Origin of the sequence: Streptomyces azureus (assembly GCF_001270025.1) — a bacterium.
In the GTDB taxonomy this organism is placed as follows: Bacteria; Actinomycetota; Actinomycetes; order Streptomycetales; family Streptomycetaceae; genus Streptomyces; species Streptomyces azureus.
Map to the genome: position 1 here is coordinate 1 of NZ_DF968404.1, position 17124 is coordinate 17124.

Below are 17124 nucleotides of genomic sequence, written 5' to 3' on the forward strand. Positions count from 1 at the left end.
GCTGACGCGGCATAGGTATGCACCAATCACGCACCTGCTTTCCGACGGACGCGCAATTCCCACGCCGTCCTGCGGCTGGAAGGAAATGGTTCAGTGCAATCCCCCTACCCCCCACGCCCGCCGTACCCGCCGCGACCCGGAACGGGGTCCGCGGATTCCGATCGCGATCTCCTCGCCCGGACCGGTGATCCCGGTGAAGGCCCGCGCGCCGCTGCGCTGTTGCTGGCCCGGCACTGGCGGGCGGCGTACGAGTACGCCGTGATCTGCCTGGCCTCCTCGCAGGATTCGGCGTCGATGGCGGCCGCCGCCGCGTTCCGCAGGGAACTCGCCCGGCCGGGCGGCGGCGCCCTGCGCCCGCGGCTGCTCGCGGCCGTGCGGGACACGGTCGGGGAGTGGGCCGCCGACGACGGCATTTCGGGAGTACTGCCGGAACTCCGTAAACCCGTCGGCGCCCGCGGTCTGCGTGCCGCTCGGTCCACGACGTCTGAAAGGCGGCGGCTCGCCGAGCGCGCATTCCGGGCCCTTCCGGGGGCTTCCCAATGCCTGCTCTGGCACACGGAGGTCGAGGCCGAGCCCATATCCGTACCAGCCGGTCTGCTGGGAGTGGACGTCCGTACCGCGTCGGCCGCGCTGGAGCAGGCGCGCGAGCAATTCCGGGCGGGTTGCGTCCGGGCCCATCGAGAACTCGCGCCGACGCAGGAATGCCGCTTCTACAACCGTCTGCTGGACGTTCCGATGCGCCGCGGCGGGGCCCTGCTGCCGGATGTGCAACGGCATCTGATGGCCTGCCGCTACTGCCGGCACGCCGCCGAGCAACTCAGCCATTTCGAGGGCGGGCTGGAGGACCTGCTCGTCGAGACCGTGCTCGGCTGGGGTGCCCGCCGCTACCTCGAATCACGTCCGGGCCGTGGCGGGGGCCGGGGTGTCCTGCCCGCGGTCCCGGCCGGTGGCCGTCACCGGCTGCGGGCCCATGCCCTGCCGACGGGCGGCCGGCTCGGGCCTTCGAGGAGACACACGAAGGCGCTGGCCGCCGCGGTCGGAGTGACCTCCCTCGTCCTGCTCGCGACGCTGCTCGCCGCCAGGGGCTGGACGGAGGAAGGCGGCACCGTCGCGCCCCAGGCCACCTGGGGAGCGGTCAGCGGCCACTCCGTCGCCCCGGATTCCGCGGGGGCCTCCTCGCCCGGCCTCCCGTCGGCCGCGTCCGCCGGCCACACCGCCGAAGTGGCCCGTGGGCAGTTGCGCAACCTCGACGCCGGCCTGTGCCTCGACGCCCGGGGCGGCCAGGCCAGGGCCGACGCCCGTGCCGTCCTGGCCTCCTGCTCCGCCGCCGGGTCCCTCCAGTGGTCGTACCAGGACGACGGCATGCTGCGCAGCGCCGCCGACCCCACCCTCTGCCTCGGCTCCGACCCCGCGGAGGGCTCGGTCGTCCTGGCCGGCTGCCTCGTGCACGCCGGAGTGGTGCGCTACGACCTGACCGTGCGCGGCGAACTCCTGCCGCGCGGCGGCAAGGGACTGGCCGTCGCCCACGGCAAGGGCCGGAACGTGATCGTCGCCGGGCGCGACGGATCCGAGGCGCAGCGATGGGCGCTGGAACCGGAGGCTGCTCCCGGGGGCGACGCGGGGGAGCCGGGGGAGTGGCGGGGGCAGGACGCGCCTCGGAAGAGCGGCCGGAAGGAGAGCGGCCGGAACGAGAGCCGTCAGAAGGAGAGCCGCCGGGAGAAGGAGCCGTACGGGGGTGCCCCGCCCGGGCATCTGCCCGAGCCCCCGCGGAGCAAGCCCGGGGAACTGCCGCAGGAGCGGTACGAGACGCGGTTCGCCCAGGCGGACTGCTGCGACGCAGCCGAACCGGGACGGGCCCCCGGCGACACCGGCGCGCCCGACACCGACGTACTCGGTCCCGCGACCCACGCCGACGTCCTCGGTTCCGCGACAACCACCGCGACCACGGCCGTGACGACGCTCCACTCCACCGCGCTTCCGTAAACCGGGTCTGCGCAGGGTCGTGCCGTCCAGGGGCACCCCACCCGTGCCGGGTCGGCTTTCCGGGGCAGCGGCCCGGTCCGGCGGCCCGGTCCGGCGGGCCGCTCCCGAGGCCGCCCCGGCCTCCGGCGTCACTCGCGAGGTCACCCGTCGCCTCACCCGGTCGGGTGGCCCGCCCCCGGCCCGCGGTCCCCCCCCGGTCCCCCCGGTCCGCGGGGATGTCCGGTGAGGTGTCAGTCCGTCCTGGTACGGGCGGCACCGTTGCCGGCGGTTGTGGGCCGCCCGAGCTGCGCCCACCCGTTACGCGGGGCCCTCCCCGGACCTGTCGCTCGACCAGCCCGTCCGCGTGCCGGCCGGGTACCGGCGGCTCACCCCGCGGGCCGGGGAGCAGCGGCCGGTCACCATGCGCATCGGGCCGCGGACCCTGTCTCCCGGGACCCGAAGGCCCACGACCTGGGTGCTCGGCACGGGGCCGCGCGACTTTTGGATCGGGGCATCGTCACGGGACCTGCGGCTGCGGCCGAGTGCACGCGTGGTCGGCTGACGCGGCGCCCACCGCACAGCCGGCGACGCATGGCCGGGAGGCGCCTGGCATCGAACCGGAACAAACTGGTACTCCTCCTGAGGCCGTCGCAGAACCCAGGGAGTCACTCATGCCCGAGGCCCCGCGCCAGGACAGCAGCACGCAACCGACCGACGAGGAACTGCGCGCGCTGGACGCCCACTGGCGGGCCGCCAACTACCTGGCGGCCGGTCAGATCTACCTGCTGGCGAATCCGCTGCTGACCGAACCGCTGCGGCCCGAGCACATCAAGCCGCGCCTGCTGGGCCACTGGGGCACCTCGCCCGGGCTCAACCTCGTCCACACGCACCTCAACCGGGTGATCAAGAACCGCGCGCTGGACGCCCTGTGCATCTGGGGCCCGGGCCACGGCGGCCCGTCGGTGCTGGCCAACTCCTGGCTGGAGGGCAGCTACAGCGAGACCTACCCGGACGTGACGCGGGACGCGCAGGGCATGGAGCTGCTGATGCGGCAGTTCTCGTTCCCCGGCGGCGTGCCCAGCCACGTGGCCCCGGAGGTGCCCGGCTCGATCCACGAGGGCGGCGAGCTCGGCTACTCCCTCGCCCACGCCTACGGCGCCGCCCTCGACCACCCCGGCCTGCTGGTCGCCTGCGTGATCGGCGACGGCGAGGCGGAGACCGGCCCGCTGGCCGGCTCCTGGCACGCCAACAAGTTCCTCGACCCCGTCCACGACGGTGCCGTCCTGCCGATCCTGCACCTCAACGGCTACAAGATCGCCAACCCGACGGTGCTGTCCCGCATCCCGGAGCCCGAGCTCGACGCGCTCCTGCGCGGCTACGGCCACGAGCCGATCCACGTCAGCGGCGACGATCCGGCCGCGGTCCACCGCGCGATGGCCCAGGCGATGGACACCGCGCTGGACCGCATCGCCGAGGCCCAGCGCGCCGCCCGCGAGGAGGGCGTGACCGAGCGCCCGCACTGGCCGGTGATCGTGCTGCGCACCCCGAAGGGCTGGACCGGCCCTGCCGAAGTGGACGGCGAGCCGGTCGAGGGGACCTGGCGTTCCCACCAGGTGCCGCTGGCCGGTGTCCGTGACAACCCGGATCACCTGCGGCAACTGGAGGCCTGGCTGCGCTCCTACCGGCCCGAGGCGCTGTTCGACGCCGAGGGCCGGCCGGTCGCGGATGTCCTGGCCTGCGTCCCCGAGGGCGGCAGGCGGCTCGGCGCCACCCCGTACGCCAACGGCGGGTTGCTCGTCCGCGACCTGCCGATCCCGTCCCTGGACGACTTCGCCGTCCCCGTCGACAAGCCGGGGACGACCGTGCACGAGCCCACGCGCGTCCTCGGCGACCTCCTGGCCCAGGTCATGCGGGACACCGCCGACCGCCGCGACTTCCGTCTGGTCGGCCCGGACGAGACCGCCTCCAACCGGCTCCAGGCCGTCTTCGACGCCAGCGGCAAGGCCTGGCAGGCCGAGACCCTCGACGTCGACGAGCACCTCGACCGGCACGGCCGGGTGATGGAGGTCCTCTCCGAACACCTCTGCCAGGGCTGGCTGGAGGGCTATCTGCTCACCGGCCGGCACGGGCTGTTCTCCTGCTACGAGGCGTTCGTGCACATCGTCGACTCGATGGTCAACCAGCACATCAAGTGGCTGCGCACCTCCCGGCGCCTGCCGTGGCGCGCCCCCATCGCCTCACTCAACTACCTGCTGACCTCCCACGTGTGGCGGCAGGACCACAACGGCTTCTCCCACCAGGACCCCGGCTTCGTCGACCACGTCCTCAACAAGAGCCCCGAGGTCGTGCGGGTCTACCTCCCGCCGGACGCCAACACCCTGCTGTCCGTCGCGGACCACGCCCTGCGCAGCCGCGACTACGTCAACGTCGTCGTGGCAGGCAAGCAGCCCTGCTTCGACTGGCTGTCGATGGACGAGGCCCGGGCCCACTGCGCCCGCGGCGCCGGCATCTGGGAGTGGGCCGGCACCGAGGACGGCTCCCGCGCACCCGACGTGGTGCTGGCCTGCGCCGGAGACGTCCCCACCCAGGAGACCCTGGCCGCCGCGCACCTGCTGCGCCGGCACCTGCCCGACCTGTCGGTCCGCGTGGTGAACGTCGTCGACCTCGCCCGGCTGCTGCCCCGGGAGGAACACCCGCACGGCATGAACGACTTCGAGTACGACGGCCTCTTCACCACCGACAAGCCGGTGATCTTCGCCTACCACGGCTACCCGTGGCTGATCCACCGGCTGGCCTACCGCCGCGCCGGCCACCAGCACCTGCACGTGCGCGGCTACAAGGAGGCCGGCACCACGACCACGCCCTTCGACATGGTCGTCCGCAACGACCTCGACCGCTACCGCCTCGTCATGGACGTCATCGACCGCGTCCCGGGTCTCGCGGTGCGCGCCACGGCCGTACGCCAGCGCATGGCCGACGCCCGCACCCGCCACCACGCCTGGATCCGTGAGCACGGCACCGATCTGCCCGAGGTCGCCGAGTGGAACTGGAACGCCTGAGCCGCGGGGGACGTCTTGTCACCCGGTAGGCTTCCCGTGCTCGTAGGGAAGCACAGGGAAAGGATCAGGCGTTGCACGTCCAGGAGTGGCTCGAAACCGTACCCGCGGTGGCCGTCTACGCACTGGTGGGAGTGGTCATCGGCCTGGAAAGCCTGGGCATCCCGCTGCCGGGCGAGATCATCCTGGTCTCCTCCGCGCTGCTCGCCTCCCAGCACGGCGACATCGACCCCGTCGTCCTCGGCGCCAGCGCCACGGCCGGCGCGATCATCGGCGACTCCATCGGCTACGCCATCGGCCGCAAGGGCGGCCGCCCCCTGCTGGCCTGGCTGGGCGAGAAGTTCCCCAAGCACTTCAGCGAGGGCCACATCGCCACCGCCGAGCGGTCCTTCGAGAAGTGGGGCATGTGGGCCGTCTTCTTCGGCCGCTTCGTCGCCCTCCTCCGCATCTTCGCGGGCCCCCTCGCGGGCGTGCTGCGCATGCCGTACTGGAAGTTCGCCGTTGCCAACGTCCTCGGCGGCATCCTCTGGGCAGGCGGCACGACGGCGGTCATCTACTACGTCGGCATCGTCGCCGAGTCCTGGCTGAAGCGCTTCTCGTGGCTGGGCCTGGTGGCGGCGGTCCTCGTCGGGCTCACGTCGATGCTGGTACTCAAGCGCAAGGCGAAGAAGGCCCAGCCCGTAACCGCTGCCGAGTGAGACGCCCTGCCGCTACGCGTGCACCTCGCGATGCGCCTTCGCCAACTCGGCGTACATCGTGCCGTTGAGGGTGACGCCCTGCCGCTCCTCCTCCGACAGCTCCCGCCGGACCTTCGCGGGCACTCCCGCCACCAGGGACCCGGGCGGCACGACCATGCCCTGCGGCACCAGCGCCTGCGCGGCGACGAGCGACCCGGCTCCGATCACCGCCCCGTTCAGAACCGTCGCCCCCATACCGATCAGGCAGTCGTCCTCGACGGTCGCCCCGTGCACCACCGCGTTGTGCCCGAGGGACACCCGCTCACCCACCGTGACGGGAAACCCCGGGTCGGCATGGAGGGTGCAGTTGTCCTGGACGTTGCTGCTCGCGCCGACGGAGATCGTCTCGACGTCACCGCGCAGGACGGCCCCGTACCAGACGCTCGCTCCCACCCCCAGCGTCACACCCCCGATCACCGACGCCGTCGGCGCCACGAACGCCGTCTCGTCGATCTCCGGCTCCCTGCCCCCGATGCCCGTGATCATCGCCCGCTGACCCATGTCCGCCTCCCGAAAACGTCGTGGACAACCCGCACCGTACGCCACCTGGTAGGGCGAAGATCACAGGGCCTCGACGCCGTAGGGGTTCCCTCCGCTGAGTACGGTGACCTCGTGCCGAAGCGCAAGAACACGTTCTCATCCTGGCGGCGCGGCCTCGCGCAGCGCGCCGTCCACGCGGGTTGGGCCTGGGCGCAACGCACGGGTTCCGTGACCGCCGAACATCCCGGGCGCTACCGATTCGGCGCGATGGGAACAGGTACCAGACTGGCCTTCCCGCTCGGCACGGTCTTCGGCGAACCCTGGATCCACCTCGGTGCCCACTGCATCGTCGGCGAGCAGGTCACCCTCACCGCGGGCCTGATGCCCGACCTCGACCTCGGCCCGGACCCGATCCTGCGCATCGGCGACGGCGTCGTCCTGGGTCGCGGCAGTCACGTCATCGCCGACACGACGGTCGCCATCGGCAGCGACTGCTACTTCGGTCCGTACGTCTACGTCACGTCCACGAACCACTCCTACGACGATCCGCACGAGCCCATCGGCAAGCAGTGGCCGCGGATGGAGCCGGTGGAGATCGGGCCCGGCTGCTGGATTGGCACGGGCGCGGTGATCCTGCCGGGTGCCCGGATCGGGCGGAACGTGGTGGTGGCCGCGGGCGCGGTCGTCCGGGGCGCGGTACCGGACCACGCCGTGGTGGCGGGCGCGCCGGCACGTGTCGTACGGCGCTGGACACCGGCCGACGGCTGGCAGCCGCCGCTGCGCACCCCGCCGCCGGTGCCTATACCGGAGGGCGTCACGCCCGAGCAGCTGTGCGCCCTGTCGGGCCTGGACGAGGAGACGGCGGCCCGGCTCGCCGAGCCGGCCGAGGAGGCGGCGGCCGGACTGGCCGAGCTGGAGCCGGGATCCTGAACTGCCCCGGCCGGCTCAGCCCGACGCCAGCAGAACCGTCCCCACCAGGGCCAGCCCCGCACCCGCGGCCTGCACCGCCCGCAGCCGTTCGCACAGCACACCGCGCGCGGCCACGGCGGTCACCACCGGGTAGAGCGAGGCGAGCACGGCGGCGACGGTGACCGGGCCGTGCTGGGCGGCGATCGAGTACGTGCCGTTCGCGGCGACGTCCGCGAGGCCGACGAAGGCCAGCGCCGGCAGGGATCGCCACGGGAAGCCGTCCGCCGGAAGGGCGGGCGCACCGCGCCGCGCCGACACGTACAGCGCCAGTCCGCCGGCGGCGACGTTCGTCACCCGCTGCACGAACAGCGCGAGGAACAGCCCGGTCAGCGTGGTCGACGCCTCGGCGATCAGGGCCATCACCGCGCCGAAGCCGAAGGCCGCGAGGAGGGTCAGGGCGATGGCCTGGCGCTGCACGGGGGCGCCGCGGAACTGGGGGCCGCCGGCCAGGCAGACACCGGCGACGGCGACCAGGATGCCGACGAACTGAAGTACGCCGGGGCGCTCGCCCAGCACCAGGCCCACGCCGACCGGCACGGCCACCCCGATCGAGCCCAGCGGTGAGACCACACCCATCGGGCCCAGCGCGAGCGCCTTGTAGAAGGCGAGCATCGCCACCGGGCCGACCAGACCGGCGGCCACGGCGAACCACAGCTGCGGCCCCGCCTCGCTCCAGCCACCGGTCGCCACCACCAGCACGCCCAGCACGACCACCGCGATCGACTGCGAGACCACGACCACCGTCAGCGCGGGCGTTCGCCGGGTCAGCAGTCCGCCGCCGAAGTCGGCCAGTCCCCACAGCAGGCTGGTGGCCAGGGCGAAGAACGCTGTCATGGGACGGATGCCTCGCAGTACAGTTCGGTGAACGATCGGGTCAACCACACCGTAGTGCAGTCAGTTGCACTATGTCATACAGAATATTGGACGGAATGTGTCGGACCTCGACCTGCTGACCCAGTCCCTGGCGCGCAGCGTCAAGCACTGGCGCGCGGTGCGCGGCTTCACCCTGGACGTGCTCGCCGCCCGGGCGGGCGTCAGCCGCGGCATGCTCATCCAGATCGAGCAGGCCCGCACCAACCCCAGCCTCGGCACGGTCGTCAAGATCGGGGACGCGCTCGGCGTCAGCATCACCACCCTCCTCGACTACGAGCGGGGCCCGAGGGTCCGCATCGTTCCCGCCGAGCAGGCCGTACGGCTGTGGCACACCGAGGCCGGCAGCTACAACCGGCTGCTCGCGGGTACCGAGGCGCCCGGCCCGCTGGAGATATGGGACTGGCGGCTCATGCCCGGCGAGAGCAGCCCGTCCGACCCGCACCCCGCCGGCACGATGGAACTCCTCCACGTCACGGCCGGGGAGCTGACGCTCACCGTCGACGGCGTGGAGCACCGCGTCCCCGCCGGCGCGAGCGTGTCCTTCGAGGCCAACCTCCCGCACACGTACGGCAACACCGGCGATGTGCCGATGGAGATGATGATGGCCGTCTCGGTGCCGCCCGTGACCTGAGACACCCGGTCCGAGAGCGGCCCGGTGTTGTTAGCGTGCCGCCATGCGCGCACCCATCGGACACTTCGACGACGCCCGTACGGCCCCCGCCTGCCTCGACGAGCTCACCGGCCCGGTCGCCGACGCCGTACGCCACTGGCACGGCAGCGTCCCCGCCGACCAGATCCTCTACGTCGACACCGACCCGGAATGGGCCGACACGGCCACCTTCGTGGAGCACTACGGCCGCGACCTGCTGGAGCGGTCCGCGAACTGCGTGGTCGTCGCGGGCAAGCGCGGCGGCGAGTCCACGCTCGCCGCGTGCGTGGTGCTGTCCACCGCCCGGGTCGACGTCAACGGCGTCGTACGCCGCCAACTCGGCGCCCGCAAGGCCTCGTTCGCCGCGATGGACACGGCGACCGGGGAGACCGGCATGGAGTACGGCGGCATCACACCGCTCGGACTGCCAGGCGGCTGGCCCGTGCTGGTGGACGCGGCCGTCGTCGACCTGCCGTACGTGCTGGTCGGCAGCGGCCGGCGGCGCGGCAAGCTGCTGGTGCCGGGCAAGGTGTTCGCGGAACTGCCGGGCGCGGTGGTGCTGGAGGGGCTCGGGGTCGCCTGAGGGCAGTCCTACACCGCCGCGTGGTGGGCCAGCGGGAGGTGCGGGTCGGCCTCGCCCGGGGCCGGTTCCGGGTCGGCGTGGACCAGGGCCGCGGTGAGGCGGGGCACGGCGTGCAGCAGCGCGTGCTCGGCGTCGACGGCGATGCGGTGGGCCTGGCGTACGGTCACGTCACCGTCCACCACGACCGCGACCTCGGCGCGCAGCCGGTGACCGATCCAGCGCAGCCGCAGCTCACCGACCCCGCGCACCCCGGGGACCTCGGTCAGCGCCCGCTCGGCCCGGTCCACCAGGGCCGGGTCGACCGCGTCCATCACCCGGCGGAACACCTCCCGCGCGGCGTCCCGCAGCACCAGCGCGATCGCCGCCGTGATCGCCAGCCCGACGATCGGGTCGGCCAGTTGCCAGCCCAGGGCCGATCCGCCGGCGCCCAGCAGCACGGCCAGTGAGGTGAAACCGTCGGTGCGGGCGTGCAGTCCGTCGGCGACCAGCGCGGCCGAGCCGATCGCACGGCCGACGCGGATGCGGTAGCGGGCCACCCACTCGTTGCCCGCGAAGCCGACGAGGGCGGCCAGGGCGACCGCCGGGACGTGCTGGACCGGGCGTGGGTCGAGGAGGCGGTCGATCGCCGTCCATCCGGCGAAGGCCGCCGACGCGGCGATCGTCAGCACGATCACCAGGCCCGCCAGGTCCTCGGCTCGCCCGTACCCGTAGGTGAAGCGCCGGGTGGCCCCGCGCCGCCCCAGCACGAAGGCGATCCCGAGCGGCACGGCGGTCAGCGCGTCCGCGGCGTTGTGCACGGTGTCCCCGAGCAGCGCCACCGAGCCGGAGGCGGCCACCACGACCGCCTGCGCCAGCGCCGTCCCCCCGAGCACCGCGAGCGAGACCCACAACGCCCGCATCCCGCGGGCCGAGGACTCCAGCGCCGGGTCGACCTTGTCGGCCGTCTCGTGGGAGTGCGGCGTGAGGAGGTGGGAGAGGCGGTGGCTCAGGCCGTGCCGGTGCCCCCGGTCGTGAGGGTGGGAGTGCTGGTGCCGGTCGCTCACGGGAGTCCCCTTCCGGTGCGTGCGAGTGGACGTGCCCACGCCCATGGCGCCATTATGTGCGTATGAGCGCACGCATGCACCTGTCACCTGCGCACGATGCGCACCCGCGCAGCCCCGGCGAGGAGCACTTCGCGCTCGCGGCCGAAATCCTCGCCCTGCTCGGTGACCGCACTCGGCTCACCCTGCTGCACGCGCTGGCCGAGACAGAAGCCGACGTCACGACCCTCACTCAGAGGTGCGGGGCGGCCCGGCCCGCCGTCAGCCAGCACCTGGCGCGGCTGCGTCTCGCGGGCCTGGTGAACACGCGCAAAGAGGGCCGTCGGGTGATCTACTCACTCCGCGACGGCCATCTGCGCCGGCTCGTGGACGAGGCGCTGAACGTGGCCGACCACCGGCTCAGCGACCGGCCCGTCCACGACTGAGTCAGTACCGGACGGCCGTCCCCAGGTACTGCTCGGCGAAGGCGGCGGCCGCCGTCGGCGACGTGAACAGGCGGCGCAGCCGGGCGAGCGTGGTGCCCGCGCGGAACGGGTCGCCCGCCGCCGTGCCGTGATACACCTCGGACAGCCACTGCGAGAATTCCTGGTAGTCCCACACCCGCCGCAGGCACGCATCCGCATAGCCGCCGAGGCCGCTGTCGTCCCCGCCGGTCAGGCGGGCCACCAGGGCGTCGCCGAGCAGGAAGGCGTCGTGCAGGGCGAGGTTCAGGCCCTTGGCGGCGATGGGGGCGACCAGGTGGGCCGCGTCGCCGGCGAGGAAGAGCCGGCCGGACACCATCGGCTCGACCACGTAGTCGTGCATGTCCAGCACGCGCTTCTCGATCAGCCGCCCCTCGGTCAGCGGCGGCACACCGGATGCCCCGAGCCGCTCCCGGAGCTCCGCCCAGACGCGCTCGTGCGGCCAGTTCTCCGGGTCGTCGCCCGGGGGCACTGGAGGTAGTAGCGGGTCACCTCCGGGCTGCGAAGCATCTGCCCGGCGAACCCGCGTGCGTGGCAGCCGAAGAGCACGCAGTCGCCGGAGGGCGGCGCCTCGGCGAGGATCGCCAGCCAGCCGATGCCGTAGTCGTGCTGAGCGACCTGGACCCGCTCCGGCGGCAGCGAAGCCCGGGTCACGCCACGCGCCCCGTCACAGCCGGCCACGAAGTCGCAGTGCACCACCCGCCGTTCACCCGTCTCGGGGCAGACGTACGACACAGACGGCCGGTCGGTGTCGTAGTCGTGCAGCCGTACGTCCCGTACTCCGAAGCGGATCTCGCCGCCCCGTACGTCCGCGTACTCGCGCACCAGGTCCGTCACCAGCAAAGGCTGCGGGTAGACAAAGTGGTGACAACCTGTCAGCTCACCGTAGGAGAATCGGTGGCGTTCCCCTCCGAAGCGGAACTCGCACGCGGTGTGCAACTGCGCCCGGTCCAGTAGGTTGCCCGCCAGGCCCCGCTGCTGGAGTCCGCGGACGGCCCACTCTTCGATGACGCCGGCCCTCGGGTGCTGCTCGATGAACTCCCTGGTCTCGGCCTCCATGACCAGGCAGTCGACGGAGGCGGCCCGCAGGATGTTGCCGAGGGCGAGGCCGGCGGGGCCCGCGCCGACGGTGACGACCGGAAAGCGTTGTGCGGACGTGGAGTCGAGACGGGGCGGGGTGGAGGTCACCCTCACATTATCGGTGGTGTCAGGACAGCGGGGAACCGACCGCCGGGGAACGGCGGTCGGTTCACCTGAGCAGAATTCCGCCGCGGGGCGCGGAGGTCCGAGTCGGATCAGGAATGGATCTTGATGGGCGTCGTACACAGGCTCTTGGCGGCTGTGTCGCCGACGACCTCACTCAAGCACACCCGCATGGTGGTCCCGTTGGCGTACTTCTTGTCGAGTGTCGAGGGGAAGTAGACGCCGTAGTCGTCCTCCGTCTTCGGCGATTTCCTGCTGGAGGCCAGCTTTCCGTTGATGTACAACGTCAGCTTCGGGTGGCCCGAGATGCCGAGAAAGCGTCCGTAGATCGATTTGACCTTCAGACCGGTGCCCTGCACGTTGAGGCACACCATGTTCGACTCCTCGGTCGTCACCTGGTGAGTCGCGCACTCCTGGGCCGACGCGAACGCAGTGCCTGCGCCGGTGGCCACGAATACCGTGGACGTCAGCGGTATCAGCAGAGCGAGCACGGTCGCCCGCAAACCCTTGGTCTTCATGTGGGTTGCTTCTCCCCGGTTTCAAGTTGTTCCGCCTGACGTTCAGGCGTTTCATGACGATCACGCTATGCCGTTCACGGAGGAATCGGCTCAACGCTTTCCAATACTTGGTCAGTTCATTTGGTGATCTTGGCGCTCGGTATCTCATGACGGTGCACAGCCGGAAGGCGGCGCCGCCCGCGCCGTATGAAGGGAACACCGTCAGCCGCCCACCGGGATGCCGTCACCCGATCAGTGGCCACGCTGAAAGGCTCAGTGCGCGGGCACGTCCACGACCACTACCTCGTCGATGCTGCGCTGGATCTCCTCGGGGCGTGAGGCGACGGCCCGGGCCCAGTGGTAGATGACCAGGGAGAAGACGGTGATGGCCAGGATGTCCCACCACAGCGGAATGTTGCCCCGCCCGCCGAAACCGCCCTGCCATGAGATCACGCCCATGCCGAGCAGGTAGACCGGAAGCCACTGGGCGGCCCTGAAGTCCATCCGGGGTGCGTCGGGCAGGTCCTTGCTCTTGGCGTAGAGGGCATAACCGCCGAGCAGTACGTAGCCGAGGACGATCGCCACGCCGAGCCGCCAGAGGACGTCCCAAGTGGCCCAGTAGATGACGAGGTTGGCCACCACGAAGGACAGCGGGGAGATCAGCCTGCCACCGGGGAGGCGGTAGGGGCGTTCGTGGTTCGGCAGCCTGTCGGTGAAGACGCCGTACGCCAGGGGGGCGCCCGCGTACATCAGGACGCTGGCCGAGGTGATGAAGCCGACCAGCTTCTGCCAGCTCGGGAAGGGGAGGAAGCAGAGGACACCCGTCACGAAGGAGAGGATCAGGCCGAACCACGGCACGCCGCGTGCGTCGACCTTCTCGAACAGCTTCGGCGCGTAGCCGTTCTTGGAGAGGCCGAAGGAGACGCGGGAGGTGGCGGTGGTGTAGATCAGGCCGGTGCCGCCGGGGGAGACCACGGCGTCGAGGTACAGCACGACGCTCAGCCAGCCCAGGCCCACCAGAGTCGCCAGGCCCGCCCAGGGGCCGTCGATCCCCGGGAACTTGAGGTCGGCCCAGCCGTGCGCGAACGTGCTGTGGGGCAGCGCGGCGATGAACACGACCTGGAGCAGGACGTAGATGATCGCACCGATCGCGACCGAGCCGAGGGTCGCGCGCGGCAGGTCACGCTTGGGGTTGCGGCTTTCCCCCGCGAGCTGGATCGCCTGCTCGAAGCCCAGCAGAGCGAAGATGATGCCGCTTGTGCTGATGGCGCTCAGCACACCCTTGGCGCCGAGCGGGGCGAAGCCCTCCGAGGTGAAGTTGCCCGGGTGGAAGTTGCCCACCGCGACCACGAAGATCGCGGCCAGCGGGACGGCGATCTTCCACCAGGTGGCCGCGCTGTTGGTGTGCGCCAACACCTTCACGCCGAGGAAGTTGACCGCGACGAAAACGGCCATCAGGAAGACCGCGACGATGAGACCGCTGGTCGTCAGGGTGCTGTCCTTCTGGTGCAGGAAGCCCTTCGCGAAGTCCCAGTGGCCGGCGTAGCCGATCATGGCCTCGACCTCGATCGGGGCCACGGTTGCCGCCTGCAGCCAGGCGAACCAGCCGAACGACATGCCGGCCAGGCCGCCGAACGCGTAGTGCGGATAACGGGCCGTGCCGCCCGCCACCGGGAACATGCCGCCGAGCTCGGCGTGCACCAGCGCGAGGAGGACGATGGCGACGGCGCCGATCACCCACGAGATGATCGCGGCCGGACCGGCCATCATGACGGCGTTCTTGGCGCCGTAGAGCCAGCCGGAGCCGATGATGGAACCGACGGAGGCCCACATCAGCCCGATGAGCCCGACGTCCCGGCGTAGTCCGCCCGGACTCCCCTTCACCCCCGGTACCGCATGGTCGACACTTACCATATTCTTAGGGGCCTCTCATAAAATGAACAGAGCGTTCGGCGTGCAAGAGGCCGTCAGGCTAGAAATCAATTGTCGACCGGCAGAAGACTGTTGCCGTGCATTTGACCGGACGCGGGGATTTCCTGGAGAAAGCTTCAGGAAACCTGTACGGGGAAATCAGGGAGCCGTTAAGGTCTCAGCCCAGTCGCGGGATCTCGATCGCCGGGCAGCGGTCCATCACCATCTCCAGGCCCGCGGCGCGGGTCCGGTCGTACGCCGCCTCGTCGATGACGCCGAGCTGGAACCACACCGCCTTCGCGCCCTTGGCGACCGCCTCGTCCGCGACGGCTCCGGCGAGATCGCTGTTCACGAACACGTCCACGACGTCCACGTCGAAGGGGATGTCCGCCAGACTGGCGTACCCCTGCTCGCCGTGCACCGTCTCCGCCTTGGGGTGCACGGGCACGACGCGCTTGCCGTAGCGCTGGAGCACGGCGGCGACGCCGTACGCCGCGCGCTGCCGGTTCGACGACAGGCCCACCACGGCCCAGGTGTCGCCGAGCTCGGTGAGGATCCTGCGGACCGTTGCCTCGTCGCCGTACACCGGCGGCCTCCTCGAAAGTCACGGAAGAACTGCTGTCGAACTGCTGTCTCCTCAACGGCGCGGGGTGCGCGGTGATTCCCCCGCACCCTCCGTGATAGCTTGCCGAGGCCAGTCGAACCCATGTACGTGGGTCAGGGAATCCGGTGCGAATCCGGAACTGACGCGCAGCGGTGAGGGGGACGGGCGGGGCCTCGGCCACTGGACGGCGTGTGTGACGTCCGGGAAGGCGCCCCGTACCGGACGAACCCGAGTCCGAAGACCTGCTGGCGGCCCCCGCGGCGGTCCGCGGCGGGGGAGCAGCGTACGACCGGGCTCCGCGATCGAGCCCTCGACGACTGAGGACTGGTTTCCGTGCCCCTCGCCCGACCTGCCCGTGCCGCCGTCCTGCTCGCGGCCGGCTCCCTGCTCCTGACCGGCTGCGGCGACTCGAAGGCCACCACCACGAAGGCCGCCGTCACCCTCGACAACTGCGGCCACGAGGTGCGCGTCGAGGCCGCGCCGCAACACGCCGTCTCCCTCAACCAGGGCACCACCGAGATCCTGCTCTCCCTCGGCCTCGCCGACCGCCTCGCGGGCACGGCCACCTGGACCGACCCGGTCATGAAGGGGCTGGCGAAGGCCAACGCGAAGGTGCCGCGCATTGCCGAGAACAACCCGTCGTTCGAACGGGTCCTGGACGCCGACCCCGACTTCGTCGCCGCCTCCTTCGTCTCCACCCTCGGCAAGGGCGGCGTCGCCACCCGCGAGCAGTTCGAGAAGCTCGGCGTGCCCACGTACGTCTCCCCGTCGGACTGCGCGGGCAAGGACAACTCCGGGGGCGGTGACGGCGCGCGCGCCAAGGCACTGGACATCGACACCGTCTACGGCGAAGTACGCGACCTGGCGACCGTGTTCGGGGTGAAGGAACGGGGCGACAAGCTCGTGGCCTCCCTCCAGCGGCGCATGGCGAAGGCCACGCGGGGCATCGACGCCTCCGACGTCACCCTCCTGTACTGGTTCGCCAACTCCGAGTCGCCCTACATGGCGGGCTGTTGCGGAGCGCCCGGCATCATCACCCGGTCCCTCGGCGCGAAGAACGTCTTCGACGACACGCACGAGGAGTGGCCGCAGATCAACTGGGAGACGGTCGCCGAACGCGACCCCGACGTCCTCGTCATCGGCGACCTGACCCGCAAGTCGCAGACCGCCGAGTCGGCAGCGAAGAAGATCGCCTTCCTGGAGTCCAACCCGGTCACCAGGAACATGGAAGCGGTCAAGCACAAGCGGTACGTCCTGCTGAGCGGGCAGGCCATGAACCCGACCATCCGCACGGTCGAGGGCGTGGAGAAGGTCGCCGACGGACTGCGCGAGTTCGGGCTCGTGAGGTGACGTTCCGCGGACCCGCGCTCGGTGTCGCGGGCGCCTTGCTGCTGGTGGTCTCCCTGGCCCTGGCGATCACCGTCGGCCCGGCCGACATCCGGGTCGCGGACGTCTGGTCCGTCGTCGCGGCCCACCTCGGGCTCGGCAGCTCGGACCTGACGCCGATCCGCGACGGGATCGTCTGGCAGCTGCGGCTGCCGCGCACCCTGCTCGCGGCCTTGTGCGGGGCCGGACTGGCCGTGTGCGGGGCGGTGATGCAGTCGCTGCTGCGCAATCCGCTCGCCGACCCGTTCGTGCTCGGGGTGTCCTCCGGCGCCTCCACCGGCGCGGTCGTGGTCGTCGTCCTGGGCGTGGGTGGCGGTGCCGTCTCGGTGTCCACGGGCGCGTTCCTCGGCGCCCTGGTGTCCTTCGCGCTGGTGCTGCTGCTCAGCCACACCCTCGGCGGCACCACCGACCGGGTCGTCCTCGCGGGCGTCGCCGCCATGCAGCTCTTCTCCGCGCTCACCTCCTTCATCGTGATGACCACCGCCGACGCCGAGACGACCCGCGGCGTGCTGTTCTGGCTCCTCGGCTCGCTCGGCGGTGCGGGCTGGACCGACGTGTGGCTGTGCCTGGCCGTCCTGGCCGTGACGCTGGTGATGTGCCTGTCGTATGCCCGTACCCTCGACGCCTTCTCCTTCGGGCAGGACGCGGCTGCCGCGCTCGGGGTGTCCGTGGCCCGCACCCGCCTGGTGCTCTTGTGCGTCACGGCCCTGCTC

Annotated in this window: 16 protein-coding genes, 1 pseudogene and 1 riboswitch; of the genes and pseudogenes, 10 read left to right on the forward strand and 7 right to left on the reverse strand. The window is 71.5% G+C overall.

The window, feature by feature from the left end; genetic code table 11:
• Positions 1-219: 219 nt before the first annotated feature.
• The 4 genes from AOQ53_RS33205 (at position 220) to AOQ53_RS33215 (ending at position 5716) form a co-directional block, all read left to right on the forward strand.
• Positions 220-1983 (forward strand): RICIN domain-containing protein, encoded by a 1764-nt coding sequence (locus tag AOQ53_RS33205; protein ID WP_059422933.1) that lies wholly within the window; start codon positions 220-222, stop codon positions 1981-1983.
• A 268-nt stretch (positions 1984-2251) separates the two neighbouring features.
• Entirely contained in the window at positions 2252-2524 is a 273-nt protein-coding gene (locus AOQ53_RS43870; RefSeq protein ID WP_107084048.1) for a fibronectin type III-like domain-contianing protein, read from the forward strand.
• Positions 2525-2633: 109 nt separating this feature from the next.
• Positions 2634-5021 (forward strand): phosphoketolase family protein, encoded by a 2388-nt coding sequence (locus tag AOQ53_RS33210; protein WP_059422935.1) that lies wholly within the window; start codon positions 2634-2636, stop codon positions 5019-5021.
• A 71-nt stretch (positions 5022-5092) separates the two neighbouring features.
• The gene (locus tag AOQ53_RS33215) at positions 5093-5716 is read left to right on the forward strand and encodes a DedA family protein (protein ID WP_059422937.1); all 624 of its coding nucleotides are present in this window, start codon (positions 5093-5095) and stop codon (positions 5714-5716) included.
• 12 nt (positions 5717-5728) lie between these two features.
• Here AOQ53_RS33215 and AOQ53_RS33220 read toward each other — a convergent pair whose 3' ends face one another.
• Positions 5729-6256 (reverse strand): gamma carbonic anhydrase family protein, encoded by a 528-nt coding sequence (locus AOQ53_RS33220; protein WP_059422938.1) that lies wholly within the window; start codon positions 6254-6256, stop codon positions 5729-5731.
• Between the two features lie 111 nt (positions 6257-6367).
• On the opposite strand from AOQ53_RS33220, the gene AOQ53_RS33225 reads away from it, so the two are divergent.
• A complete protein-coding gene (locus tag AOQ53_RS33225) occupies positions 6368-7165 on the forward strand; it encodes an acyltransferase (RefSeq protein ID WP_059422940.1) in 798 nt (265 codons plus the stop codon).
• Positions 7166-7180: 15 nt separating this feature from the next.
• On the opposite strand, the gene AOQ53_RS33230 is transcribed toward AOQ53_RS33225, so the two are convergent.
• Positions 7181-8038, reverse strand: a complete 858-nt coding sequence (locus AOQ53_RS33230) for a DMT family transporter (protein ID WP_059422942.1) — start codon at positions 8036-8038, stop codon at positions 7181-7183.
• Between the two features lie 97 nt (positions 8039-8135).
• On the opposite strand from AOQ53_RS33230, the gene AOQ53_RS33235 reads away from it, so the two are divergent.
• Both AOQ53_RS33235 and AOQ53_RS33240 read left to right on the forward strand, forming a co-directional pair.
• Entirely contained in the window at positions 8136-8708 is a 573-nt protein-coding gene (locus tag AOQ53_RS33235; RefSeq protein ID WP_059422945.1) for a helix-turn-helix domain-containing protein, read from the forward strand.
• Positions 8709-8751: 43 nt separating this feature from the next.
• Positions 8752-9309 (forward strand): YbaK/EbsC family protein, encoded by a 558-nt coding sequence (locus AOQ53_RS33240; RefSeq protein WP_059422947.1) that lies wholly within the window; start codon positions 8752-8754, stop codon positions 9307-9309.
• A gap of 8 nt (positions 9310-9317) precedes the next feature.
• Here AOQ53_RS33240 and AOQ53_RS33245 read toward each other — a convergent pair whose 3' ends face one another.
• Complete coding sequence (locus AOQ53_RS33245) at positions 9318-10352, reverse strand: cation diffusion facilitator family transporter (protein ID WP_059422949.1); 1035 nt, start codon at positions 10350-10352, stop codon at positions 9318-9320.
• 62 nt (positions 10353-10414) lie between these two features.
• Between AOQ53_RS33245 and AOQ53_RS33250 the strand changes: the two genes are divergently transcribed.
• Positions 10415-10774 (forward strand): ArsR/SmtB family transcription factor, encoded by a 360-nt coding sequence (locus tag AOQ53_RS33250; RefSeq protein ID WP_059422951.1) that lies wholly within the window; start codon positions 10415-10417, stop codon positions 10772-10774.
• A gap of 1 nt (position 10775) precedes the next feature.
• Here AOQ53_RS33250 and AOQ53_RS33255 read toward each other — a convergent pair.
• The 4 genes and pseudogenes from AOQ53_RS33255 to AOQ53_RS33270 all read right to left on the reverse strand — a co-directional run bounded on the left by AOQ53_RS33255 (position 10776) and on the right by AOQ53_RS33270 (position 15007).
• Positions 10776-12136: pseudogene (locus AOQ53_RS33255) on the reverse strand (4-hydroxybenzoate 3-monooxygenase).
• The gene (locus AOQ53_RS33260; RefSeq protein WP_059422953.1) at positions 12106-12531 is read right to left on the reverse strand and encodes a hypothetical protein; all 426 of its coding nucleotides are present in this window, start codon (positions 12529-12531) and stop codon (positions 12106-12108) included. Before AOQ53_RS33260 ends, AOQ53_RS33255 begins: the two are co-directional and overlap by 31 nt.
• Positions 12532-12783: 252 nt before the next feature.
• Positions 12784-14424: an APC family permease gene (locus tag AOQ53_RS33265; RefSeq protein ID WP_059422955.1), complete on the reverse strand. Its 1641-nt coding sequence runs from the start codon at positions 14422-14424 to the stop codon at positions 12784-12786.
• Positions 14425-14599: 175 nt separating this feature from the next.
• A complete protein-coding gene (locus AOQ53_RS33270) occupies positions 14600-15007 on the reverse strand; it encodes a CoA-binding protein (RefSeq protein WP_059422957.1) in 408 nt (135 codons plus the stop codon).
• A gap of 107 nt (positions 15008-15114) precedes the next feature.
• Positions 15115-15275, forward strand: a riboswitch (cobalamin riboswitch).
• Between the two features lie 83 nt (positions 15276-15358).
• Between AOQ53_RS33270 and AOQ53_RS33275 the strand changes: the two genes are divergently transcribed.
• A complete protein-coding gene (locus AOQ53_RS33275) occupies positions 15359-16375 on the forward strand; it encodes an ABC transporter substrate-binding protein (protein ID WP_059422959.1) in 1017 nt (338 codons plus the stop codon).
• On the forward strand, positions 16372-17124 hold a 753-nt coding region (locus tag AOQ53_RS33280), incomplete at its 3' end, for a FecCD family ABC transporter permease (RefSeq protein WP_059422960.1). The genes AOQ53_RS33275 and AOQ53_RS33280, both read left to right, overlap by 4 nt.

Bases quoted from the DNA above. Each gene is read 5' to 3' on its own strand.
- AOQ53_RS33250 (WP_059422951.1), top strand. From the start codon at position 10,415: ATGAGCGCACGCATGCACCTGTCACCTGCGCACGATGCGCACCCGCGC.
- AOQ53_RS33265 (WP_059422955.1), bottom strand. From the start codon at position 14,424: ATGGTAAGTGTCGACCATGCGGTACCGGGGGTGAAGGGGAGTCCGGGC.
- AOQ53_RS33260 (WP_059422953.1), bottom strand. From the start codon at position 12,531: ATGAAGACCAAGGGTTTGCGGGCGACCGTGCTCGCTCTGCTGATACCG.
- AOQ53_RS33240 (WP_059422947.1), top strand. From the start codon at position 8,752: ATGCGCGCACCCATCGGACACTTCGACGACGCCCGTACGGCCCCCGCC.
- AOQ53_RS33210 (WP_059422935.1), top strand. From the start codon at position 2,634: ATGCCCGAGGCCCCGCGCCAGGACAGCAGCACGCAACCGACCGACGAG.
- AOQ53_RS33220 (WP_059422938.1), bottom strand. From the start codon at position 6,256: ATGGGTCAGCGGGCGATGATCACGGGCATCGGGGGCAGGGAGCCGGAG.
- AOQ53_RS33230 (WP_059422942.1), bottom strand. From the start codon at position 8,038: ATGACAGCGTTCTTCGCCCTGGCCACCAGCCTGCTGTGGGGACTGGCC.